Source organism: Nonomuraea sp. K271, assembly GCF_009908215.1.
In the GTDB taxonomy this organism is placed as follows: Bacteria; Actinomycetota; Actinomycetes; order Streptosporangiales; family Streptosporangiaceae; genus Nonomuraea; species Nonomuraea longispora.
Window position 1 is genome coordinate 1 of the sequence record NZ_JAAAHR010000009.1, and the last position, 22,428, is coordinate 22,428.

Annotated in this window: 19 protein-coding genes; 12 read left to right on the top strand and 7 right to left on the bottom strand. The window is 71.3% G+C overall.

The window, feature by feature from the left end; translation table 11 throughout:
- On the top strand, positions 1–646 hold a 646-nt coding region (locus GUY59_RS04665), incomplete at its 5' end, for a sulfite exporter TauE/SafE family protein (RefSeq protein ID WP_161714401.1).
- Here the strand turns inward: GUY59_RS04665 and GUY59_RS04670 are convergent.
- Positions 630–911, bottom strand: a complete 282-nt coding sequence (locus GUY59_RS04670) for an ATP-binding protein (protein ID WP_236666845.1) — start codon at positions 909–911, stop codon at positions 630–632. The two genes, GUY59_RS04665 and GUY59_RS04670, sit on opposite strands and share 17 nt — an antisense overlap.
- Positions 912–1,093: 182 nt before the next feature.
- Here GUY59_RS04670 and GUY59_RS04675 point away from each other — a divergent pair, with 182 nt between their 5' ends.
- Genes GUY59_RS04675 through GUY59_RS04690 form a run of 4 tightly spaced genes read left to right on the top strand, consistent with a single transcriptional unit; the run spans position 1,094 to position 5,524 of the window.
- Positions 1,094–2,206: a sugar ABC transporter substrate-binding protein gene (locus GUY59_RS04675; RefSeq protein WP_138204558.1), complete on the top strand. Its 1,113-nt coding sequence runs from the start codon at positions 1,094–1,096 to the stop codon at positions 2,204–2,206.
- Between the two features lie 56 nt (positions 2,207–2,262).
- A complete protein-coding gene (locus tag GUY59_RS04680) occupies positions 2,263–3,027 on the top strand; it encodes an ATP-binding cassette domain-containing protein (RefSeq protein WP_132328730.1) in 765 nt (254 codons plus the stop codon).
- On the top strand, positions 3,024–4,286 hold the full coding sequence (locus GUY59_RS04685; protein ID WP_138204556.1) for a sugar ABC transporter permease: 1,263 nt from the start codon (positions 3,024–3,026) through the stop codon (positions 4,284–4,286). The genes GUY59_RS04680 and GUY59_RS04685 overlap by 4 nt, the downstream gene beginning before the upstream one ends.
- Positions 4,287–4,321: 35 nt before the next feature.
- Positions 4,322–5,524, top strand: a complete 1,203-nt coding sequence (locus tag GUY59_RS04690; RefSeq protein ID WP_138204554.1) for an ROK family transcriptional regulator — start codon at positions 4,322–4,324, stop codon at positions 5,522–5,524.
- 32 nt (positions 5,525–5,556) lie between these two features.
- Here GUY59_RS04690 and GUY59_RS04695 read toward each other — a convergent pair whose 3' ends face one another.
- Together GUY59_RS04695 and GUY59_RS04700 are read right to left on the bottom strand one after the other, a co-directional pair.
- Positions 5,557–6,306, bottom strand: a complete 750-nt coding sequence (locus GUY59_RS04695) for a neutral zinc metallopeptidase (protein ID WP_138204552.1) — start codon at positions 6,304–6,306, stop codon at positions 5,557–5,559.
- A 16-nt stretch (positions 6,307–6,322) separates the two neighbouring features.
- Positions 6,323–7,174: a neutral zinc metallopeptidase gene (locus tag GUY59_RS04700; protein ID WP_252375108.1), complete on the bottom strand. Its 852-nt coding sequence runs from the start codon at positions 7,172–7,174 to the stop codon at positions 6,323–6,325.
- Positions 7,175–7,333: 159 nt separating this feature from the next.
- On the opposite strand from GUY59_RS04700, the gene dxs reads away from it, so the two are divergent.
- Both dxs and GUY59_RS04710 read left to right on the top strand, forming a co-directional pair.
- Positions 7,334–9,247 carry a 1-deoxy-D-xylulose-5-phosphate synthase gene (dxs, locus tag GUY59_RS04705; protein WP_442938954.1) on the top strand — a complete coding sequence of 638 codons (1,914 nt, stop codon included), beginning with the start codon at positions 7,334–7,336 and terminating at the stop codon, positions 9,245–9,247.
- A 62-nt stretch (positions 9,248–9,309) separates the two neighbouring features.
- Entirely contained in the window at positions 9,310–10,782 is a 1,473-nt protein-coding gene (locus tag GUY59_RS04710) for an amino acid permease (protein ID WP_138204548.1), read from the top strand.
- Positions 10,783–10,823: 41 nt separating this feature from the next.
- Here the strand turns inward: GUY59_RS04710 and GUY59_RS04715 are convergent, their stop codons facing one another.
- The 4 genes from GUY59_RS04715 to GUY59_RS04730 all read right to left on the bottom strand — a co-directional run bounded on the left by GUY59_RS04715 (position 10,824) and on the right by GUY59_RS04730 (position 15,345).
- Positions 10,824–11,207 (bottom strand): SSI family serine proteinase inhibitor, encoded by a 384-nt coding sequence (locus tag GUY59_RS04715; protein WP_132328718.1) that lies wholly within the window; start codon positions 11,205–11,207, stop codon positions 10,824–10,826.
- Positions 11,208–11,295: 88 nt separating this feature from the next.
- Complete coding sequence (locus tag GUY59_RS04720; protein WP_138204546.1) at positions 11,296–13,383, bottom strand: 3-hydroxyacyl-CoA dehydrogenase NAD-binding domain-containing protein; 2,088 nt, start codon at positions 13,381–13,383, stop codon at positions 11,296–11,298.
- On the bottom strand, positions 13,380–14,543 hold the full coding sequence (locus GUY59_RS04725; protein ID WP_212746264.1) for a thiolase family protein: 1,164 nt from the start codon (positions 14,541–14,543) through the stop codon (positions 13,380–13,382). Before GUY59_RS04725 ends, GUY59_RS04720 begins: the two co-directional genes overlap by 4 nt.
- 61 nt (positions 14,544–14,604) lie before the next feature.
- Positions 14,605–15,345, bottom strand: coding sequence for a hypothetical protein (locus GUY59_RS04730; RefSeq protein WP_138204542.1), 741 nt, complete (start codon positions 15,343–15,345; stop codon positions 14,605–14,607).
- 363 nt (positions 15,346–15,708) lie between these two features.
- Between GUY59_RS04730 and GUY59_RS04735 the strand changes: the two genes are divergently transcribed.
- The 5 genes from GUY59_RS04735 (at position 15,709) to GUY59_RS04755 (ending at position 22,423) form a co-directional block, all read left to right on the top strand.
- Positions 15,709–16,950: a hypothetical protein gene (locus GUY59_RS04735; RefSeq protein ID WP_138204540.1), complete on the top strand. Its 1,242-nt coding sequence runs from the start codon at positions 15,709–15,711 to the stop codon at positions 16,948–16,950.
- A 116-nt stretch (positions 16,951–17,066) separates the two neighbouring features.
- Entirely contained in the window at positions 17,067–18,059 is a 993-nt protein-coding gene (locus tag GUY59_RS04740; protein ID WP_138204538.1) for a LacI family DNA-binding transcriptional regulator, read from the top strand.
- On the top strand, positions 18,056–18,829 hold the full coding sequence (locus GUY59_RS04745; RefSeq protein WP_138204536.1) for a sugar phosphate isomerase/epimerase family protein: 774 nt from the start codon (positions 18,056–18,058) through the stop codon (positions 18,827–18,829). The genes GUY59_RS04740 and GUY59_RS04745 overlap by 4 nt, the downstream gene beginning before the upstream one ends.
- 8 nt (positions 18,830–18,837) lie before the next feature.
- Complete coding sequence (locus GUY59_RS04750; protein ID WP_138204534.1) at positions 18,838–19,758, top strand: alkaline phosphatase family protein; 921 nt, start codon at positions 18,838–18,840, stop codon at positions 19,756–19,758.
- 79 nt (positions 19,759–19,837) lie between these two features.
- Positions 19,838–22,423, top strand: a complete 2,586-nt coding sequence (locus tag GUY59_RS04755; protein WP_138204532.1) for a PEP/pyruvate-binding domain-containing protein — start codon at positions 19,838–19,840, stop codon at positions 22,421–22,423.
- The last annotated feature ends 5 nt before the right edge of the window (positions 22,424–22,428 follow it).

Sequence of the window (22,428 nt, forward strand, 5' to 3'; positions counted from 1 at the left end):
GCTGGTGGCCGTGCCCGTGCTGACGATGATCGAGCCCGACCTGATGCCGGGCGCCGTCCAGATGGTCAACCTGGCGATGCCGCTGTTCACGCTGGCCTCGGAGTGGCGGCGGGTGGAGTGGCGCGGAGTGGGGTTCGCGCTGCTGGGCAGGCTGCCGGGGAGTGTCATCGGTGCACTCATTGTTGTCTACACATCCATATACGCCAGGAGCATCTTCGTGGCGGTCATGGTGGTGATCGCCGTGCTCCTGACCGCCAGGGCGATGAGCGTGCCGCGCACCGGCGTGACGCTCACCTCCGCCGGTTTCGTCTCCGGCATCACCGGCACCGCGACGGGCATCGGCGGGCCGCCCGTCGCGCTGGTGTACCAGAGCGCGGAGGGCCCGCAGATCAGGGCGACGCTCGCGATGTTCTTCTGTCTGAGCGCGCTGCAGTCGCTGGGGATCCTGGCACTGGTGGGCGAACTGCCCGTGCAGGCGGTGGCGGCGGGGGTGACGCTGGTCGTGCCCATGGCCATCGGGTTCCTGGCGTCGGGGCCGCTGCGGCGCTACCTCGACGGCGGCAGGGCCCGGACGGCGGTGCTCGTGGTGGCGACCGCCTCGGCGCTGGGCCTGATCGCCCAGAACGTCGTCATCGGCCTGTTCTGACTGGTCCGCCGTGACGGCCGTGGGGGATCCCGTGCCTTTCTCGTCCGGACACCGTCGTGCCCGGACATCCGGTTTCGACGACGAGCGACCGCCACGACGGCCAGTGCTGGAAGTTGTCCGTCGAGGGAAGCCCCGGCCGGATGTCCGTGAGGGTCACGCCGACCTTCTCGGCGTCGAACACCCGTGCGTCCGGAAGCAGCGGCTGCACGAGTGCGCCGGTGGTCGTCTTGCCCGCGCCGTGGGTGCCGTTGATCCATACGATCATGGGCCCACGTTAGCGAGTCGCGGGCTCCCGTACGGGCGACCCCGGACCAGGCCTCATGTTTCCTGATTGTTACTAGAAACAACAAACTACCGCGCGAGTGGGTCTTCCAAAGCAGAGGATCCCGGAATACGTTGCCGCAAACAACATTCATCCGGCCCCTCCGGAAGAAAGGACCCTGCACCATGCGCAAGGGGATCCTCAGCATGACCGCCGCGGCAGCCGCGCTCGCTCTCGGTCTCACCGCCTGCGGGGGCGAAAGCGGTCAGACCACTTCGTCGACGGACTCCGCGACCGCCTCACAGGCCCCGGCGGGCAAGGTCGGTGTCATCCTGCCGGACAGCAAGTCCTCGGCCCGGTGGGAGACGGCGGACCGCAAGTACCTCGAAGAGGCGTTCAAGGCCGCCGGCGTCCAGTACGACATCCAGAACGCCCAGAACGACAAGACGGCGTTCCAGACCATCGCCGACCAGATGATCACGAACGGCGCCACCGTCCTGATGATCGTCAATCTGGACAGCGGCACCGGCAAGACCGTCATCGACAAGGCCAAAGCGCAGGGCGTGCCCACCATCGACTACGACCGGCTGACGCTCGGCGGCGGCGCCGCCTACTACGTCAGCTTCGACAACACCAAGGTCGGCCAGCTCCAGGGCGAGGGCCTGGCCAAGTGCCTGACCGACAAGGAGGCGGACAAGCCGATCGTCGCCTACCTCAACGGCTCGCCGACGGACAACAACGCCACCCTGTTCAAGGCCGGGTACGACGGCGTGCTCAAGCCGAAGTTCGACGCCGGAGAGTACGTCAAGGGCCCGGAGCAGTCGGTGCCCGACTGGGACAACACCCAGGCCGCGACGCTCTTCGAGCAGATGCTGACCCAGGAGCCGAAGATCGCCGGGGTGCTGGCCGCCAACGACGGCCTCGGCAACGCCGCCATCACCGTGCTGAAGAAGAACAACCTCAACGGCAAGGTGCCGGTCACCGGCCAGGACGCCACCGTGCAGGGCCTGCAGAACATCCTCGCCGGCGACCAGTGCATGACCGTCTACAAGGCCGTCAAGAAGGAGGCCGACGCCGCGGCCAAGCTCGCGGTGGCGCTGGCCAAGGGCGAGAAGCCCACGGCGGGCAGCAGCGTCAAGGACCCGGAGAGCGGCCAGGACGTGCCCGCGGAGCTGATGGAGCCGCAGGCCATCCACTTCGAGAACATCAAGGACGTGGTGGCCGACGGGTTCGTGACCAAGGAGGAACTGTGCACGGGTGACTTCGCCGAGAAGTGCACCGAGGCAGGAATCGAATAAGACCAAGGGGTACGGCCCGCGCCACGAGCGCGGCCGTGCCCTCCTTAGGGAGCCTTATGACCCCCCTCCTTGAAGCGCGCCGGATAGACAAGAGCTTCGGCCCGGTGAAGGTCCTGCACCAGGTCGAATTGTCGGCGTACGCCGGCGAGGTCACGGCGCTCGTCGGTGACAACGGCGCCGGCAAGTCGACGCTCGTCAAGTGCGTCGGCGGCATCTACCCGATCGACGACGGCGAGATCCTCTTCGACGGCCGCCCGGTCCAGGTCCACAGCCCGCGCGACGCGGGCGAGCTGGGCGTCGAGATCGTCTACCAGGACCTCGCCCTGTGCGACAACCTCGACATCGTGCAGAACATGTTCCTCGGCAGGGAACGCAGGCGAGGCCCGCTGCTCGACGAGGACAGCATGGAGGAACTCGCCGAGCGCACGCTCAGCAGCCTGTCCGTGCGTACGGTGAAGTCCATCAGGCAGCAGGTCTCCAGCCTGTCCGGCGGGCAGCGGCAGACCGTGGCCATCGCCAAGGCCGTGCTGTGGAACAGCAAGGTCGTCATTCTCGACGAGCCGACCGCGGCCCTGGGCGTGGCCCAGACCGCGCAGGTACTGGAACTGGTGCGCAGGCTGGCCGACACGGGGCTGGCCGTCGTGCTCATCTCGCACAACATGAACGACGTGTTCGCCGTCTCCGACCGGATCGCGGCGCTCTACCTCGGCAGGACGGCCGCGCAGGTCAAGACCGCCGACGTGACGCACGCGCAGGTCGTCGAACTGATCACCTCCGGCCGCAGCGGCGATCTCGGCCTCAAGAACGGGGTCACGCCATGAACAAGGTCAAGGAACTACCGGGCGAGGCGATCGTCGCGGCGACGCAGTCACCGTCGATCGGCAACAGTTTCCTCGCCTACGTCCAGCGGGTGCGCGGCGGCGACATGGGCGCGCTGCCTGCGGTGATCGGCCTGGTGGTGCTCTGCGCGGTCTTCGCGGCCGCGCGGCCCTCGTTCGTCACCGCGATCAACTTCGCGAACCTGTTCACCCAGGGGGCCGCGATCACGCTGATCGCGATGGGCCTGGTGTTCGTGCTGCTGCTCGGCGAGATCGACCTGTCGGCGGGTTTCGCCAGCGGCGTGTGCGCGGCGGTGCTCGCGGTCACGCTGACCAGCGCGGGCCTGCCCTGGTACGTGTGCGTGGTGGCCGCGATCCTCACCGGTGTGCTCATCGGCACGGTGCTCGGCGGGCTGGTCGCCAAGGTCGGCATACCGTCGTTCGTGGTGACGCTGGCGGGATTCCTCGCCTTCCAGGGCCTGGTCCTGGTGCTGGTCGACGAGGGCACGAACATCTCCATCAGGAACAGCGTGATCGTCGCCATCGCGAACAGGAACCTGCCCCCGTGGCTGGGCTGGGCGCTCTACGCGGTCTGCGTGGCGGTCTTCGCGGGCGTGCAGCTCAGGCGGGCCAGATCCCGCGCCAAGCGCGGCCTGATCGCCGACCCGATGTCGCTGATCGCGATCCGCGTGGGCATGCTGGCGCTGTTCGCCGGGCTCGCGGTCTTCACGCTCAACCTGGAGCGCAGCCGCAACCCCGAGCTGGTCTCGCTCACGGGCGTGCCGATCGTGGTGCCGCTCATCCTGGTGCTGCTGGTCGTGTGGACGCTGGTGCTGCGCCGCACCGGTTTCGGCCGGCACCTGTACGCGGTCGGAGGCAACGCCGAGGCCGCGAGGCGAGCGGGCATCCCGGTCGACCGCATCAAGATCTACGCGTTCGTGATCTGCTCCTCGATGGCCGCGATCGGCGGGATCGTGGCCGCGTCCAGGGCAAGTTCCGTCGACCCGAACACGGGCGGCAGTTCCGTCCTGCTGTACGCGGTGGGCGCGGCCGTCATCGGCGGCACGAGCCTGTTCGGCGGCAAGGGCAGGGTGCTGGACGCCGTGATGGGCGGCGCGGTGGTGGCCGTGATCGAGAACGGCATGGGCCTGATGGGGTACGGGGCCAGTGTGAAATACCTGGTCACCGGATCCGTCCTGCTGCTCGCCGCGGGTGTCGACGCCCTGGCGCGCAAGCGGGCGGCGGCCGCTGGATTAAGGTGATCAGCGACTCGCAGCCCCTGAAGGAACTCCAGACCATGCGTGCCGGACCGTCTCAAGAGGACATCAGGCGCCACAATCTCGGCGCGCTGCTCCGGCATGTGCACCTGGGCGGGCCGATCTCGCGCGCCGAGCTCACGTCCAGGATGGGGCTCAACCGGAGCACCATCATGGCCCTGACCTCCGACCTCACCGCCGCGGGGCTGGTACGCGAGGAGCTGCCGCGCGAAACGCGCCGTGCCGGGCGGCCCTCGCTCGTGGTGCGGCCCGAGTCGGCGCGGGTCTACGTGTTCGCGTTCGACGTGGGCCCCGACCGGCTCGCCGTCGCACGTGTGGGGCTGGGCGGGGTCATCCTCGACCGCAGGGAGGTCCCGCGCGACCGGAGCCGGTTCAAGCTGGACGAGCTGGCCGCGACGTTGTCCGGGTTCGCCCGGCAGATGCGGCGCAGGACCAGGGCCGACACGGTGTGCGTCGGCGCGGCGGCGGCCGTGTCCGGCGGCGTGCGCAAGGCCGACGGCGTGGTGACGTTCGGCCCCAACCTGCTGGACGGGGAGGTGCCGTTCGGCGAGGAACTGGGCCGCAGGCTGGGCCTGGGGCTGCCGGTCAGTGTGGGCAACGACGCCAACCTGGGCGCGCTCGCCGAGCACAGCCGCGGGGTCGGCGCGGCCGTCAAGGACCTCATATACCTGCACGGCGACGTCGGCATCGGCGGCGGGATCATCGCGGGCGGTCATCTGCTCGGCGGCCACGACGGCTACGGCGGGGAGGTCGGCCACATGGTCGTCAACCCGGGCGGCCGCGCCTGCGGCTGCGGCTCCAGCGGCTGCCTGGAGGCGGAGGTGGGAGAGCGGGCGCTGCTGGAGTCGGCCGGCCGGTTCGGCGCGCAGCAGGGCAGGGACGCGGTCAGGGCCGTGGTGGAGGCCGCCGACCGCGGCGACATCGGGGCGCAGGAGGGCCTGAAGAGGGTCGGCGAGTGGCTGGGGCTCGGCGTCGCGAACCTGGTGAACATCTTCAACCCGGAGATGCTGATCTTCGGCGGGATGTTGCGGGAGATCTATCTCGGCTCGGCCGCGCAGGTGCGCACGCAGCTCACGCTGCACGCCATGGCGCCGCAGCGCGACCGGCTGCGGCTGCGCACGTCGGCCCTGGGCGACGCCGCGACCCTGGTGGGGGCGGCCGAGCTCGCCTTCGCCCACGTGCTGTCCGACCCGCTGGAGGTCCTGGCCCGCGCCAACGTCTGAGGGCCGCCTCATCCGTGGTCAGGTGCCCGCGATCAGGCGACCGCGGAGTCGCCCGCCGTCCAGGTGTCGCAGTGGCCGGTCGCCCCGCCGCGGTAGCCGCGGTCCTGCCAGGCCGCCAGGTTGCCGGGCCTGCCGTGGGCCTGGCTCTCGTCCGCCTCGCTCACGGCCCTGAGCCACGCCTCCCACGCGATGCCGGGGCCGATCGAGTCCAGCGCGGCGCTGTAGAAGACGCCCGCGTAGCACTCGGCCTGCATCTCCAGCCGGTGGTTCAGCAGGTTCCGCGCCTGTCCGGAGGCCGGCTGGTACAGCGCGTTGTACGCGTCGAGCACGCCGGTGAGCCGCTGCACGTGGTGTCCCCACTCGTGGGCGACGGAGTGCGCGATGTTCATCCTGAACGGGTCGCGCAGCTCGTCCTGCATGATCCGGACGACGATCGTCTGCTGGTCCGGGCAGTACTGTGCGCCGTGGTCGGTGATCGCGCCGCACACCGAGCCGGTTCCCGTCGTGACGGACAGCTCGGGCGGCGTGTAGGCCAGTCCGGCCACGGCGAACGTGACGGCCCAGAACCGGTCGGCGCAGTCGGCCATCGCGCGGTGGAACGACCTGAGCGAGGCCACGCTGCCCAGCCGGATGTCGGGAATGTCGCACAGGAGCGGCAGGCCGGTGCCGCTCATCTCTCCGGACAGCCCGGCGGGCGCCTCTCGTTGCGCCGCGCGGGCGGGGCCCGGCAGGAGCAGACCGGCGACCACGCACACGGCTGCCGCTAAGTGGGATAAGCGCACGATGGCGGATCTTAGGTCATCTGACGTTACGGGACGCGGTGGCCCAGGTGTTGCACGCGCCCGGTGTGCCGCGCTTGAACCCGCGTAACATCCAGGCCGCCTGCGTGGGCCCCTTGCCGTGGTCGTTCTGGGGCCAGCCCTTGGCGCCGTTCTTCCTGAACCACTCCACGGTGTAGGCCCAGTCGGCGGTGGAGACCAGCTCGGAGCCCCGCATCGTGCGCATGAAGGCGGCGGAGAAACACTCGGCCTGGAGCTCGGACTTGCGTGAGAGCAGCAGCCGCCTGGTCTTGCCCGCGAGGGTCCTGGCCGTCCAGTAATAGTTCCAGATACCGGAGATCTGCTGCACGTGGTGGCCGTACTCGTGGGCGATCAGCCGGGTGATCCCGAGCGGGAACGGGTTGCGTAGCTGGTCTTTGCTGATCATGAGGTACATGGTGCGGTCGGTGGAGCAGTAGACGCCGTCGGCGCCGGCGTTCCACACCCCGCAGGGCGTCTTGACTCTCCGGGTGATGATGCGCAGCCGCGGTTTGGTGAAGGTCATCTCCGCCTTGCGGAACTGCAGGCCCCACACCCGGTTCAGGCACGCGGTCACGCGGGTCAGGAAACGCCGGTACGCGGTGATGCTCCTGGCGGGAAGGGGGCCGGGGCGGCAGTCGACGTCGGTGAGCCGCCCGGTCCTGTAGAGCGGATTACGGATCGCCACCCCCTTGCCGAGGTCGGGCACCCGCGCCTGCTGGCCCGCGGCACGTGAGGGAGGGGCGGCGAGCTGCTGGGCCTCGTTGCGTAACCCCTCCGGCGTCATGGTCACGTCCACCAAGACGAGCACCAGACCGGCCGCTGCCAGGGAAAGAGCCAGTGCGGCGGCCACAAATGCTGCGAGTTTAGTTTTGTGGACGGAGTTCATAGGTAACGAAAGAGTAGGTCAAGATCGGACATACCGGGGTGGGTTTGACTCGATGGAGTCAGTGAGGCGTCCGCGAACTACACTCGGGGAATCGGCGGACAAGAGCAGAGGGGAGTCGGATCCGTGAGCGGGTTGCTGGGCTCGGTAAAGGGACCGCAGGACGTCAAACGGCTCACTGTGGAGGAGTTGCCGCGGCTCGCGGGGGAGATCCGTGACCTGCTCGTCGACTCGTGCGCGAAGTACGGCGGCCACCTGGGCCCCAACCTCGGCGTGGTCGAGCTGACCATCGCCGTGCACCGGGTCTTCGACTCGCCGGCCGACCCGGTCGTCTGGGACACCGGCCACCAGGCGTACGTGCACAAGCTCCTCACCGGCCGCGCGTCCGGGTTCGACGCGCTGAAGCAGGAGGGCGGCCTGTCGGGCTACCCGAGCAGGGCCGAGTCGGAGCACGACTTCGTCGAGAACTCCCACGCCTCGACCGCGCTGTCCTACGCCGACGGCCTGGCCAAGGCGTTCAAGCTGCGCGGCGAGCGCGACCGCACGGTGGTCGCCGTGATCGGTGACGGCGCGCTGACCGGCGGCATGGCCTGGGAGGCGCTCAACAACATCGCCGCCATCAAGGACCTGCCGGTCGTCATCGTGGTCAACGACAACGGCCGCTCCTACTCGCCCACCATCGGCGGCCTGGCCTCCCACCTGTCCTCGCTGCGGGTCAACCGCCACTACGAGGACGTGCTCGAATACGTCAAAGACAAGATCGGCAACGTTCCGGTCCTCTACGACGCGCTCCACGGCTTCAAGAAGGGCGTCAAGGACGTCATCGCGCCGCAGGTGATGTTCGAGGACCTCGGCCTGAAATACGTCGGGCCCATCGACGGCCATGACGAGCAGGCCATGGAGGCGGCGCTGCGCAAGGCCCGCGGCTTCCGGGGGCCCGTCATCGTGCACGCGCTCACCCAGAAGGGCCGCGGCTACGCCCCCGCCGAGGACCACGACGAGGACCAGTTCCACTCGCCCGGCGCCTTCGACCGGGCCACCGGCGCGGAGAAGCCCAAGGGCCGCATCTGGACCAACGTGTTCAGCGAGGAGCTGGTCCGGCTCGGCAAGGAGCGCGACGACCTGGTCGCGATCACCGCGGCCATGCTTCACCCGACGGGCCTCAACAGCTTCGCCGAGGCCTACCCCGACCGCATCTACGACGTCGGCATCGCCGAGCAGCACGCGCTCACCAGCGCCGCAGGTCTCGCTCTCGGCGGCCTGCACCCGGTGGTGGCCCTCTACGCCACCTTCCTCAACCGCGCGTTCGACCAGCTCCTCCTGGACGTCGCCCTGCATCGGCTGCCGGTCACCGTCGTGCTCGACCGGGCGGGCGTCACGGGCGACGACGGCGCCAGCCACAACGGCATGTGGGATCTGTCCATCCTCCAGGTGGTGCCCGGCCTCAGGGTCGCGGTGCCGCGCGACGGCGACCGGCTGACCGAGTTGCTGCGCGAGGCCGTGGAGGTCTCCGACGGCCCGACCGTGCTGCGCTTCCCGAAGGGCCCGATCGCCGCGACGCTCGACGCGGTCGGCCGGCTGGGCGAGATGGACGTGCTGCGCGCCCCGAAGGGCGACGCGGAGGGCGGGCAGGAGCCCGAGCCCGACGTGCTGCTGGTCGGCGTGGGCCCGATGGCGCAGGTCTGCATGGAGGCGGCGGTCCTGCTCGACGCCCAGGGCATCGCGACCACCGTGGTCGACCCGCGCTGGGTCAAGCCGCTCGACGAGGCGCTCGCGCCGGCGGCCGAGCAGCACAAGCTGGTGGCCGTCGTCGAGGACAACGGCCGGGTGGGCGCGGTGGGCGACGCCGTGGCCCGCCTGCTGCGCGACGCCGACGTCGACGTGCCCGTCCGCACCTTCGGCATCCCGCAGGAGTTCCTCGACCACGCCAAGCGGGCCGTGATCCTCAGCCGCATCGGCCTGACCGGCCAGGACCTCGCTCGCCAGATCACCGAGGCGGTCGCCAGGCGCGCCCAGGCAGAGGAGCCCGCCCGCCACTGAACGCCCCGGACCATGCCCCCGGCGGCGCATGACGGCCGGGGGCGTGGGAAGGATCGCTGATCGTGGACATCTTTCGCACGAAGAGCGTCGAGCAGTCGATCAGCGACACCGAAGCCCCCGAACACCAGCTGCGCAAACGCCTGACGGCCACGGACCTGACGGTCTTCGGCATCGGCGTGATCGTCGGCACAGGAATCTTCGTGCTCACCGGCCAGGTTGCCAAGGAGCTGGCCGGCCCGGCGGTGGCCATCTCCTTCGTCGTCGCGGCCGTCGTCTGCGCCCTGGCGGCGCTGTGCTACGCCGAGTTCGCCTCCACGATCCCGGTGGCGGGGTCCGCCTACACCTTCTCCTTCGCCACGCTGGGAGAGTTCCCCGCGTGGGTGATCGGCTGGGACCTGGTCCTGGAGCTGGCGCTGGCCGCCGCCGTGGTGGCGGTGGGCTGGTCGGGCTATTTCGCCTCGATGCTGGCCTCCGCCGGCCTGGGGCTGCCCGCCACGATCGCCGGTGACGATCCCGTGGTCAATCTGCCCGCCGTCGTCATCGTCGCCGTCCTCACGACGGTCCTGGCGGTCGGCATCAAGCTGTCCTCACGCGTCAACCTCATCCTGGTGATCACGAAGGTCGCCGTGGTGCTGCTCGTCATCGTGGCCGGGCTGTTCTTCATCAAGGGCGCCAACTACACGCCGTTCATCCCCGAGGCGGTGGCCACGCCGCGTGTGGAAGGCACGAAGGCGCCGCTGATCCAGCTGCTGTTCGGCATCACGCCGGTCGCGTTCGGCGTGATCGGCATCTTCTCGGCCGCGGCCATCGTGTTCTTCGCGTTCATCGGCTTCGACATCGTGGCCACCGCCGCGGAGGAGACCGTGAGGCCGCAGCGGGACGTGCCGCGCGGCATCCTCGGCTCGCTGGGGATCTGCACGCTCCTGTACGTCGCCGTCTCCATCGTCGTCGTCGGCATGCAGCGCTACAGCGAGCTGAGCACGTCGGCGCCGCTGTCGGACGCCTTCATCGCGGTCGGTCAGCCGTGGCTGGCCGGCATCATCAGCGTGGGCGCGCTGGCCGGCCTGACGACGGTGGTGCTCGTCCTGCTGCTGGGCCAGACCCGGGTGCTCTTCGCGATGTGCCGCGACGGGCTGCTGCCGCGCTCGATGGCCAGGGTCAATCCGCGTTTCGGCACGCCGTTCCGGCTCACGGTCCTCATCGGGCTGGTCACGATGGCGCTGGCCGGGTTCGTGTCGTTCGGAGAGCTGGCCGAGCTGGTGAACATCGGCACGCTCTTCGCGTTCGTGGTGGTCTCGATCGGCGTGGTGGTGCTCAGGCGCACCAGGCCGGACCTGCCGCGGGCGTTCAGGGCGCCGCTGGTGCCGGTGCTGCCGATCCTGTCCGTGCTGGCCTGCCTCTACCTGATGCTCAACCTGCCGGCGCAGACATGGCTGCGGTTCGTCATCTGGATGATCATCGGCGTCGTGCTCTATTTCGCGTACGGCTACTGGCACAGCAGGACGGCGATGCCCTGGCAGAAGAGCGACCGCTGAGCAACGCCGGGGGTGGGGCGCGGACCACCCCCGTGCCGGGGTCAGAGCGCGGCGACGGCTCCGGTCGCGGCCTTGGCCTGGCAGCCGTTGGGGAAGACCTTCCCCCACTTCACCGTCGTGCCGTACCACCGGCCGACGACCGCGATGACGTGCGGCCTGAACTCCTTCGTGCAGGCCGTGCCGGGCGAGACGTTGAGCTTGGCCGGGTCGCCTCCGACCCGGCGCAGCTGGCGGCAGGCCGTGCGCGCGTCGGGGTGGGTGCCACCGGTGGGCGCGCAGCGGAGCCAGGCCGTCTTCGTGGCCCCGCCCTTGACCGAGTTGACGATCTTGAGTTGCACCTTGGGGTCGCGCGCCGCCGCTGCGGGCGACGACGCGCCCGCCAGGAGGGCTCCGCAGAGCGCGATGGTGCCGGCTGCTCTCATCATGGTTACTCTCCGTTCGTAGGACGGCACCAAACGCTACGGCGGAGGAGCGTGCGGCGTGGGGAGGCCCGCCGGGCGGGCCTCCGTAAAATCACGCGGGAACCGAGGCCACGCCCGGAGGAAGGAAGCGCGGCTGGGCGATACCGGACCTGTCCAGATACGGCGTGATGCCGCCCAGATGGAACGGCCAGCCGGCGCCGAGGATCATGCACAGGTCGATGTCCTGCGCCGCCGCGACGACGCCCTCGTCCAGCATGATCCGGATCTCCTCGGCCAGCGCCGCCAGCACCCGCTCGCGCACCTGCTCGGCGGTGGACGGCCGGTCGCCGCCTGCGAAGAGCGCCACCGCCTCCGCGTCGAGCGTCAGGTCCGGCAGGTAGACGCCCGGCTTGCCGGCTGCGACCAGCTCGGCCAGGTTCCGCGAGACGCCGAACCTCTCGGGGAACGCCTCGTGGAGCGTCCGCGCCACGTGCAGGCCGACGGCCGGACCGACGAGCTGCAGCAGCGCGAACGGCGTCATCGGCAGGCCCAGCCCGTCGAGCGCGTGCTCGGCCGTCTCCAGCGGCGTGCCCTCGTCCACGGCCGCCACGACCTCGCCCATGAAGCGCGTCAGCAGCCGGTTGACCACGAATGCAGGGGCGTCCTTGACCAGCACCGACGACTTCTTCAGTGTCCTGCCCACCGCGAACGCCGTGGCCAGCGTGGCGGCGTCCGTCGCGGCGCCCGCGACGATCTCCAGCAGCGGCATCACCGCGACCGGGTTGAAGAAGTGGAACCCGACCAGCCGCCCGGGGTGAGCGAGTTCGGCGCCCATCGCGGTCAGCGACAGCGAGGAGGTGTTCGTGGCCAGCACACAGGAAGGGCCGACGACGGCCTCCACCTCGGCGAGGACCTGCTTCTTGACCGCGAGGTCCTCGAAGACCGCCTCGATCACGAAGTCGGCGTCGGCGAAGGCGTCCTTGGATGGCGAGCCGGTCACCAGCGACGTGAGCCGGTTGGCCTGGTCCCGCGAGAGGCGGCCCTTGGCCAGCAGCTTGCCGATCTCGTCCCGCACGTACGCCACGCCCTTGTCGATCCTCGCCTGGTCGACGTCGGTCAGCACGACCGGCACCTCCAGCCGGCGGGCGAACAGCAGCGCCATCTGCGAGGCCATCAGCCCAGCCCCGACGATGCCGACCTTGCCCACCTTGCGGGCGAGCGCCGGGTCGGGCGCGCCCGCCGGCTGCTTCGCGCGCCGCTGCACCAGGTCGAACGCGTAGAGCCCGGCCCGCAGCTCGTCACCCGTCAGCAGGTCGGCCAGCGCCTCGTCCTCGGCGGCGAACCCCTCGTCGCGGGTCGCGGTGCGGGCCCGCGCGATCAGGTCGAGCGCCCGGTAGGGGGCGGGCGCCGCGCCGCGCAGCTTCATGTCGACCAGGAACCGCGCGTCGGCGACCGCCTTGTCCCAGCCGTCGTGCTCGGGCCGCTCCACGACCACCTCGCCGCCGATCACCTGGGCGGCCCAGCGCAGCGACTCCTCCAGGAAGTCGGCGGGTTCGAACAGGGCGTCGGCGACGCCCAGCTCGTACGCCTGCCTGCCCTTGGTCATGCGGTTCTGCGCCAGCGGGTTCTCGATGATCAGCTTGATCGCGTCCGCCGGGCCGATCAGGCGCGGCAGCAGTTGCGTGCCGCCCCAGCCGGGCACCAGCCCGAGGAAACACTCGGGCAGCGCCACCGCGGGCACGCCGGAAGAGATCGTCCGGTACGTGCAGTGCAGCGCGACCTCGAGCCCGCCGCCCATGGCCGCGCCGTTCACGAACGCGAACGACGGGATGGGCAGTTCGCCGAGCCGGCGGAACACGTGGTGGCCCAGCCGGGCGACGGCCAGCGCCTCCTCACGGGTGCGCAGGGCCGCCGCTCCCTTGAGGTCGGCGCCGACGGCGAAGATGAACGGTTTGCCCGTCACGCCCACCGCGGCCAGGTCGGTGCGCTCGGCGATCTCCGACAGGGCGCCGTTCAGCGCGAACAGGCCGTGCGGGCCGAACGTGTTCGGTCTGGTGTGGTCGAAGCCGTTGTCCAGGGTGATCAGCGCCATCGTGCCGGCGCCGCCGGGCAGGCGCACGTCGCGTACCAGCGCCTTGGTGACGACCTCGTCGGCGGCGCGCTCGCTCAGCAGCGCACGCCAGTTGTCCAGCTCGCTCATGCCAGGTTCTCCCAGATCACAGTGCCGCCCATGCCCAGTCCGACGCACATCGTGGTGATGCCGTAACGCACGCCGGGACGTTCGCCGAACTGCCGCGCGAGCTGCGTCATCAGCCGCACCCCCGAAGAGGCCAGAGGGTGGCCGTAGGCGATGGCACCGCCGTAGGGGTTCACGCGCGGGTCGTCGTCGGCGATGCCGAAGTGCTCGAGGAACGCCAGCACCTGCACGGCGAACGCCTCGTTGATCTCGAACAGCCCGATGTCGGAGATGTCCAGCCCGGCCAGGCGCAGCGCCCGCTCCGTGGACGGGATCGGCCCGACGCCCATGACCTCGGGGTCGACGCCCGCGAACGCGTAGGACACGAGCCGCATCTTCGGCGCCAGCCCCAGCTCGCCGGCGACCTCCCCGGCGGCCACGACGCAGCCGGTGGCGCCGTCGTTGATGCCGGAGGAGTTGCCCGCCGTGACGTTGCCGTGCGGACGGAACGGCGTCTTGAGCGCGCTCAGGCCCTCCATGGTGGTGCCCGGCCTCGGCGCCTCGTCCTCGACGGCCAGGCCCCAGCCCTTCTCGGCCGTCCTGATCGCGGCCGGCACCAGGTCGGGCTGGATTCTGCCGTCGGCGTACGCCTTGGCCGCCCGCTCCTGCGACAGCACCGCGTACGTGTCGGCGCGCTCCTTGGTGATCGACGGGTAGCGGTCGTGCAGGTTCTCCGCCGTCATGCCCATGACCAGGGCGCTCGGGTCGACCAGCTTCTCCGACAGGAAGCGCGGGTTCGGGTCGACGCCCTCGCCCATGGGGTGGCGGCCCATGTGCTCGACGCCGCCGGCGATGGCGACGTCGTACGCGCCGAACGCGATGCCGCCCGCGACCGTGGTGACAGCGGTCATCGCGCCCGCGCACATGCGGTCGACGGCGTAGCCGGGCACGCTCTTAGGCAGCCCGGCCAGCACCGCCGCCGACCGGCCGATGGTCAGGCCCTGGTCGCCGATCTGCGTGGTCGCGGCGATGGCGACCTCGTCGACGCGCTCGGGCGGCAGGCCGGGGTTGCGCCTGATGAGCTCGCGGATGACGCGGACGACCAGGTCGTCGGCGCGGGTCTCCGCGTACAGCCCGTTCGGCCCCGACCGGCCGAAGGGTGTGCGCACGCCGTCGACGAACACGACGTCACGAGAGGAAGGCACGGATTCGCTCCTCGTTGGCTGGATGGGTTCCGCGCCTATGCTACTCGTCGGTAACTACTCCGAGCACAAGAGCGGCGGTCAGCAGCGCGTAGACCGCCGCCGTCGCCGGCTCCCACAGATGGGCGCGGGCCGCGAGCAGGGCCGCCACCGCCACCGCCGCGCCCGCCCAGAGCGCGCCCGTCCGCAGCGTGCCCGTGCGCGGGCGGGGGCCGTGGCCCGGATCCCACGGGTCCCCCGGCGAGGCGCCCGAACGCCGGGCGCGGGCCAGCAGCCACAGCGCGTCGCGGGCCCACCAGAGCAGGAACAACACCCCGGCCCCGCAACTCGTCACCGCCAGCGCCTCGACCGCCCAGCTCAGGTCGTCGGCGACGGAGTACAGGGCGGCCTGGTCGAAGAAGCCCGGCGTGGTGCCGCCGAGCAGCAGCGTCACCGCCCAGCCCGCGGCGAGGGCGAGCCGGCTGAACGGCCGGATCCCGCCCGAGTGCGCGGCGCCGTACAGCTCGTGCTCGCGCCACCGGACCAGGCGGGCCCGCACGCCCCACGCGTACTGGGTGACGGCCATCGTGGGCAGCGCCGCCACCAGTGCCACCAGGGACAGCACCGCGAGCGGCACCGTCTGCTCCCTGGTCGGAGCCCGGTCGGCGAGCAACTGGGCGGTGGCCAGCACCGCGATCGAGGTGGACAGCGCGACGAAGGCGCGGTGGCGGGCGGCCCTGGCGCGGGCCCGCAGCCCGGCCACCTGCTCGGCGCCTGGAGGGGGCGCCATCTCGGTCAACAGCATGCCCGTCATGATGGCGTCACCCGGCGTAGCGACGCCCGTGATTCGCGCTCATTGGATGGAGTCCTCGATGCCGCCGTCCAGTGCCGTCCAGGCCTGCGCCGCCTCACCGGGGAGCGCCGTCGTCGACGCCGGCGTCGCCCACCACCACGGCTGCTGAGGGGCTTCGTCCGCTCGTACGTGGCATGACAGGGACGCACGTTACACAGCGTGTTTTTAGGGAAACATGTGAAATTTCCGGACAAGTGGTGGTCGTGTCTGCTAGGAAAGGGCGGGTCGTATTCGTATTAGAGAGGTTCCATCGTGGCGCGCGACGAGAACGACAGGCCATACGAGGATGGGCAGGGTAGGTCGTTGAACCCGGAGATGACGGGTGATGTGCTGTCTCCGCGGTGGAGCACTGAGGACACCGACGAACAACCCGCCATCCAGGTGGTCGGCAACGAGACCTACATCCTCCCGCTGGAGAAGGGCGCCGAGCCCCAGTTGATCGAGCGGCGTGACGTCCTTGACGACCCCGGTCACCATGACGTGCTCAGCGGGACGTCCCCGGCGTACGACGCCGGCGGGACAGGCGGCTCACATGACGTGCTCGACGGGGGAAGCGCTCCGCGTGACGTGCTGGGCGGCGGCAGTGATCCCCATGACGTGCTGGGCGGCGGGAGTGACTCCCAGCGTGACGTGCTGAGCGGTCCCAGTGGGCACGACTTCGGCGGCCCGAGCGGCCCGCACGAGTTCGGCGGGCCCAGTGGCGGGCACGACTTCGGCGGTCCGAGTGGTCCGCACGACTTCGGCGGTCCGAGCGGTCCGCACGACTTCGGGGGGCACAGCGGTCCGCACGAGGTGCTCGACGAGCGCGGCGGCTCCCGCCATCCCGACGACGACTCCCCCTACCTCCCGCTCGACCGGGGGTACGAGGCCGACGACCTGGACGACGACAAGCCCAAGCGCGGCTTCCTCGGCTCAGGCTGGACCGACGACTCCGGCGACGGGGGGCGCTCCTCCCGCGGCGGAGGCGGTGGCGCCGGTGGTGGCAGCGGCGAGGGCGAGGTGCGTCACCGCACCAGGGTCCTGCTGGTGGCGGCCGCCGCGGTGGTGCTGGTCGGCGTCGGCGTGGGCTGGATGCTCACCGGTACGTCCTCCGACGACCCGTGCGCCGGCGGCAGGTGCGCCAGCGCCGGTGAGGTGACCGCTCCGTCCGACTCGGCCGTCCCCTCCGAGGAGGAGACTCCGGTGGAGGAGACCGAGACCGAGCCCACCGAGACGGCCACGGACGAGCCCACCGAGACGGAGCCGACGCGGCAAAGCCGCCCGCAGGGGGAGACCCGCGCGACGCGTGAGCCTCAGAGCCGGCCGTCGCCCACCCGCGACATCGGCGACCCGACGACCAAGGCCAGCCCCAGGTCGACCCTGGCCCCGCGGGATGAGATGCGGGACACCGACACTCCGACCGAGAGGCGGCCGGACCGGGATTCGCGGAACACCAGCCAGGAGTCGCAGGACCAGCCTCCCGCGTCGCAGCCCACGACGCAGGCCCCGGTGCCCGACCCGGAGCCGACCGAGGAGGAGAGCAAGGGACTGCTCGACATCCTGTTCCCCTGGGCATAGGACCTGGGCGCAGGACAGACCACGCTCCGGGTGGGCCGCCGAGCGCGGCCCACCCGTAGGATGCGGATCCAGGTGCTGGTCCGGCAGACTTGGAAACCGCTTTCCTAGGAGGTCTCGTGGTCACGCTTGAAGACGTCGCCAAGCAGGCGGGCGTCTCACTGGCGACCGCCTCGCGGGTGCTCAACGGCAGCACCCGCCAGGTCGGCGCGGCTTTGCGGGCGCGCGTCGAGCAGGCCGCCGACGAGCTCGGCTACCGCGCCAACATCGCGGCCCAGACGCTGGCCCGCGGCGCGAGCAACGTCATCGGCATCGTTGTCCACGACCTGACCGACCCCTACTTCGCGGCCCTGGCCGACGGGGCGATGCGGGCCGCGGCCACCGAGGGTCTGCTCGTCATGGTGGGCACCACGCATCGCGACCCCGAGCAGGAGATCGCCTACGTCGCGACGCTCAGCGCCCAGCGCGTCAGAGCGGTGCTGCTCGTCGGCTCACGCGTCGCCGACCCTGCCGTCACCGGGCGCCTGCGCGACGAGCTGGCCCGATACCAGGCCGGCGGCGGCCGGGCGGCCTGCGTGGGCCAGGACCTGCTCGGCGTCGACACCGTCGCGCCGGCCAACCGGCAGGGCGCCGCCGAGCTGGCGCGGGCCCTGGCCGGCCTGGGGCACACCCGCTTCGCGGTGCTGGCGGGGCCGCCGCACCTGGTGACGGCGGCCGATCGTTGCGCCGGGTTCGTCGAGGCGCTGGAGGAACTGGGCCTGCCCGCGCCGCAGGTGATCCACGGGCCGTTCGACCGCGACGGCGGCTACGCCGCGGCCTCGCAGGCCGGCGACGCGACCTGCGTGTTCGCGGTCAACGACGTGATGGCGGTCGGGGCGCTCGCGGCCTACCGCGAACGCGGCGTACGCGTGCCCGATGACGTCTCGGTGGCCGGGTTCGACGACATCGTCACCTTGCGTGACCACGTGCCCGCGCTGACGACCGTGCGCCTGCCGTTGAAGGACATGGGGGCCCGGGCGCTGGAGCTGGCGCTGGGCGAAGGAGATCCGGCCGTGGTCGAGCAGGTCGCGGGCGAGGTCGTGCTGCGGGAGAGCGTGCGGAGGATGACGTGAGACTGGCGGTCAGCACGCTGGGCATGCCCGGCGAGGGGCTCGGCAGGGCGATCGAGATCGCGACCGGAGGCGGCTGCCAGGGGCTGGAGTTGCGCCTGCACCCCGACACCGGCGTGCACTCCGGCCTGGACGCCGCTGAGCGGCGCTCGGTGCGGGAACGGGTGGAGCGGGCGGGCCTGGAGATCTCCGCCCTCGCCGGATATGTCGGCATCTGTGAGCCAGGACCGGACGAACCCGTCGTCAAGGTGCTCCTCGCCGACCTGCGGCTCGCCGCCGACCTGGGCGCTCCCGGCGTGCGGGTCTTCCCCCGCGGCGACGATCCGGCCGTCGGCGCCCGCAGGCTCAAGGCGGTCTCCGGTACGGCGGGCGCCCTCGGTCTCCGCGTGCTCGTCGAGACGCACGACGCCATGGCCACCGGCGCCGCCGTGGCCGCCCTGCTCGCCGAGGCGGGCAGCCCCGAGACCACCGGCGCGCTGTGGGACCTGCTGCACCCCTGGCGCAACGGCGAGCCGCCGGCGGACTCGCTCGCCGCGCTCGGGCCCCACCTGGCCTACGTCCAGGTCAAGGACGCCGTGTCGGCGCACGACACCACGCCGGTGCCCCTGTGGACCGGGTCCGTGCCGCTCGACGAGGCGGGCGGGCTGCTGCGCGACGCCGGCTACGGCGGCTGGGTGTCGCTGGAGTGGGAGCGCACGTGGTATCCCCAGGTCGCTCCGGTCGAGGAGATCCTGCCGGGAGCGGCCGACTGGGTGCGACGTTTCACCGCTTAGATAGGGGGATGTCCGCATCCAAGAACAAAGTCCTCGTTGTCGGTATGGACGGCCTGCGCTTCGACCGGCTCCAGGCCGTGGGCGCGCCGGTGCTGGCGGAGCTGATGGCCTCCGGTGCGTACGGCACCAGCATGCTCCCCTATGGTGAGGCCGGCACGCCGCGTACGGAGTCGGCGGGCGAGGTCGTGCCCAAGGCTCCTGAGCCGGCGACCGGCGGCCGGACGATCAGGTCGCGTACGGACTCGGGGCCCGGCTGGTCGTCCATCGCCACCGGGGCCTGGCCCGACAAACACGGCGTCGTAGACAACAGCTTCGCCGCACCCCAGTTCCAGAAATATCCGGATTTTCTGACTCGTGCGCAGAATGTCCGCCCTGAGCTGTCCACCGCCGCCTTCTTCTCGTGGGCGGCGCTCGCCGAGCACGGCGCGTTCGGCCCGGCGGCCGGCCACCGGTTCGTGCGCGACGGCTACGCCATCGGCTGGGCCGAGGCCGACACGCAGGTCGCCGCCGCGGCCGGACGGCACCTGGCCACGAGCGACCCGGACGCGGTGTTCGTCTACCTGGGCGAGACCGACGACGTGGCGCACGACCTCGGCCCGCACTGCCCCGAGTACGCCGCCGCACTGCAGACCCAGGACGCCTACCTGGGACGCCTGCTCGACACCGTCCGTGCCCGGCCCTCGTACGCGGACGAGCGCTGGACCGTGCTCGTCACGACCGACCACGGGCACGTGGACGAGGGCGGTCACGGCGGAGACTCGGAGGAGGAGCGCAGGGTGTTCGTGATCGCCGGCCGGCTGGGTGAGCACCTGGGCGGACGTCGACTGAGCGGTCCCCGGCTGGTCGACGTGGCTCCGACGGTGCTCGCCCTGGTGGGGGCGAACGTCGATCCCGCCTGGGATCTGGACGGTGAGCCGCTGCCCCTGTGACTTCTTTCATCATGTGTTGAATTCTTGCCGGGAAAGCGTGACACTCGTGTCAGGACGCTGAAGGGCAGGGGTGCATCTGATGAACACGGCACTGGATTTCTCCGAGATCGACGCGGGGATGCTCGCCGAGGTGGGCGGCAAGGCCGCCAACCTCGGCGAGCTGACCAGGGCGGGGCTGCCCGTGCCCCCAGGCTGGGTGCTGACCACGGAGGCGTACCGTCAGGTCGCCGTTGGCCTGGAGACGAGCGGCGAAGGGCTCGCCGAGCGCGCCAGGCGGCACCTGCTGGAGGCCCCGGTGCCGGCGACCGTGCACGAGACGATCGTCAAGGCGTACACCGCGCTCGGGGACGACGTGCCGGTGGCCGTGCGCTCCTCCGCCACCGCCGAGGACCTGCCGTTCGCGAGCTTCGCCGGGCAGCAGGACACCTTTCTCAACGTGGTGGGAGCGGACGCGGTGGCCGACGCCGTACGCCGCTGCTGGGCCTCCCTCTGGACCGACCGAGCCGTCGCCTACCGCGAGTCGAACGGCATCGACCACGCCGCCGTACGGCTCGCGGTGGTCGTCCAGACGATGGTGGACGCGCGGGTGTCGGGCGTCATGTTCACCGCCAACCCGGTCACGGGCCGCCGGCGCGAGGCCGTCATCGACGCGGCCCCGGGGCTCGGCGAGGCCGTCGTCTCCGGCGCCGTGAACCCCGACCGCTTCACCGTCCACGGGGGTGAGATCCTCGAACGCCGGGCGGGCGACAAGCGGCTGGCGATCCGCGCGCTGCCCGGTGGCGGCACGGAACGTGTCGAGGCCACCGGCGACCTGCCCGGCGAGGAGCTCTGCCTGACCGACGCAGAGGTGCTCGCCCTGGCCGAGCTGGGCACCCGCGTCGAGGACCACTACGGCGCCCCCCAGGACACCGAATGGGCCATCGACCACGACGGCCGGCTCTGGCTCACCCAGGCGCGCCCGATCACCACCCTCTACCCGCTGCCGGACGACCCCAGGCCCGGCCTGCGAGCGTACTTCTCCTTCAACGTCGCCCAGGGCGTCATGGGGCCGCTCACCCCCATGGGGGCGTCGGCGCTCAAGGCGGTCGCCTCGGGAGGGGCCGGGATGTTCGGCCACGGTCCCGCCGACCCCCTCGACGGCCCGGCCTTCATGACCGAGTCGGGGCAGCGGTTGTGGGTGGACCTCACCACCGCCGTACGCAGCAAGGCCGGCCGCGTCATCATGCCGCGCATGCTGCAGCTCGGCGAGGCGCGTACGGGCCCGGTCGTCGATCAGCTGGTGACGGATCCCCGGCTGTCGCTGGCGTACACCTCCCGCCGTCCCGTGATCCGCGGCCTGCGCCGCTTCGCCGGCCGCATCCACGCCCCCTCACGGGTGCTGCTCGCGCTGACCAGGCCGCGCAAGGCCCTGGCGTACACCGCCCGCGTCGGCGAGGTCACCGACCGGCGGCTCCGGCTGCCGGCGGACGCCACCCCGGAGCAGCGCCTCGACCACGCCCAGCGCGTGCTCGTGAACGCCTTCCCCTTCATCGTCTCGATCATGCCGATCGTGATCACGGGCTACGGCCTGTTCGCGCTGTCGTCCAGGCTCTCCGGTGTGCCGCTCGGCGACATGCAGGACGTTTTGCGCAGCGTGCCGCACAACCCCACCACGGAGATGGACCTGGAGCTGTGGGACCTGTCCACCCGCGTCGAACCGGAGCCGTTCCGGAAGGAGCCGGTGGCCGAGCTGGTGCGCCGCTACCGCGCTGGGACGCTCCCGCCCATCGCCCAGCGGGAGATCACGAAATTTCTGGACACGTACGGACATCGCGGCGTCGCCGAGATCGACCTGGGCGTGCCCCGCTGGTCGGAGGAGCCCGGCCACATCCTCGGCGTGATCGCCAACTACCTGCGCATGGACGCCGACGCCGGCCTCGCGCCCGCCGCGCTGTTCGCCAACGGCGCACGTAAGGCGGAGACGGCGATCGCCCGCGTGGCGGCCGAGGCCGGGCGCAAGGGCCGGTGGCGGGCCGCCGTGGTGCGGTTCGCGCTCGGGCGCACACGGATGTACGCGGGGTTGCGGGAGCTGCCCAAGTTCTACGTGGTCAAGTCGCTCGCCGGGGTGCGGCGGAGCCTGCTCCAGGTGGGGGAGCACCTGGTCGGCCTCGGCGTGCTGGACGCGGCGCGTGACGTGTTCTTCCTCGACCTGAGAGAGGCCAGGGCCGCCTTGGGCGGCGGCGACCTGCGCGGGCTGGTGGCGGAGCGGCGCGAAGCGCACGAACGTGAGTCGCGCCGCAGGCACGTGCCCAGGATGCTCCTTTCCGACGGCACCGAGCCCGAGGCGCTGGCCACGCCCGCCGCGGACGGCGCGCTGACCGGCACGGCCGCGTCGGCGGGCACCGTGACCGGCCTGGCCAGGGTGGTGATGGACCCGATGGGCGCGCACCTGGAACCGGGCGAGATCCTCGTCTGCCCCTCGACGGATCCCGGCTGGACGCCGCTGTTCCTGACGGCGGGCGGGCTCGTGATGGAGATGGGCGGCTCGATGTCGCACGGCGCGGTGGTGGCCAGGGAGTACGGCATCCCGGCCGTCGTCGGCGTCGCCGACGCCACCCACCGCATCACCACGGGCCAGGAGATCACGGTCAACGGCGCCGCGGGCACGATCACGCTCCCGTCCTGACACGA

What these genes read in the sequence shown, in the direction of transcription:
- GUY59_RS04670 (WP_236666845.1), bottom strand. Translation starts at nt 911, where the DNA reads ATGATCGTATGGATCAACGGCACCCACGGCGCGGGCAAGACGACCACC.
- GUY59_RS04675 (WP_138204558.1), top strand. Translation starts at nt 1,094, where the DNA reads ATGCGCAAGGGGATCCTCAGCATGACCGCCGCGGCAGCCGCGCTCGCT.
- GUY59_RS04680 (WP_132328730.1), top strand. Translation starts at nt 2,263, where the DNA reads ATGACCCCCCTCCTTGAAGCGCGCCGGATAGACAAGAGCTTCGGCCCG.
- GUY59_RS04685 (WP_138204556.1), top strand. Translation starts at nt 3,024, where the DNA reads ATGAACAAGGTCAAGGAACTACCGGGCGAGGCGATCGTCGCGGCGACG.
- GUY59_RS04690 (WP_138204554.1), top strand. Translation starts at nt 4,322, where the DNA reads ATGCGTGCCGGACCGTCTCAAGAGGACATCAGGCGCCACAATCTCGGC.
- GUY59_RS04715 (WP_132328718.1), bottom strand. Translation starts at nt 11,207, where the DNA reads ATGATGAGAGCAGCCGGCACCATCGCGCTCTGCGGAGCCCTCCTGGCG.
- GUY59_RS04720 (WP_138204546.1), bottom strand. Translation starts at nt 13,383, where the DNA reads ATGAGCGAGCTGGACAACTGGCGTGCGCTGCTGAGCGAGCGCGCCGCC.
- GUY59_RS04730 (WP_138204542.1), bottom strand. Translation starts at nt 15,345, where the DNA reads ATGCTGTTGACCGAGATGGCGCCCCCTCCAGGCGCCGAGCAGGTGGCC.
- GUY59_RS04735 (WP_138204540.1), top strand. Translation starts at nt 15,709, where the DNA reads ATGACGGGTGATGTGCTGTCTCCGCGGTGGAGCACTGAGGACACCGAC.
- GUY59_RS04750 (WP_138204534.1), top strand. Translation starts at nt 18,838, where the DNA reads ATGTCCGCATCCAAGAACAAAGTCCTCGTTGTCGGTATGGACGGCCTG.
- GUY59_RS04755 (WP_138204532.1), top strand. Translation starts at nt 19,838, where the DNA reads ATGAACACGGCACTGGATTTCTCCGAGATCGACGCGGGGATGCTCGCC.